Genomic DNA, 322 nt, shown 5'->3' with positions numbered 1-322 from the left:
AAAAATATAAATATAATCTTGTCCCTGATGAAATTCTTGGCGACGGACTGGCTAAACTAATCGAGCTTAATACGCAAGGCAAACTTGGACGACATGCACAGCAAATTGCTTACATCAACCACAACTTGAGCTTACAGCGACAAAAGGAGCAACTGGAACAAGCTAACGAACGACTTGCTAAACGTGCTGAAAAGGCCCAAAAATTGCTTGACACGGAGCTTCTGAAAGATAGCTACATCGAAACGCTGGAAATGTTTAGTAAATTCAATTCAGCAAAACAATATACTATGTGGGACGACCTAGAAACTCCAACTAAAGTGAT

Annotated in this window: 1 pseudogene; it reads left to right on the top strand. The window is 40.1% G+C overall.

The features are described from left to right. A pseudogene (locus EII37_RS10955) lies at positions 1-322 on the top strand (hypothetical protein); the annotation flags it as partial.

This window comes from Streptococcus sp. OH4692_COT-348 (genome assembly GCF_003859975.1).
GTDB lineage: Bacteria > Bacillota > Bacilli > Lactobacillales > Streptococcaceae > Streptococcus.
Note: the sequence above shows the minus strand (reverse complement) of the source record. Positions and strands in the feature narration are given on the sequence as shown.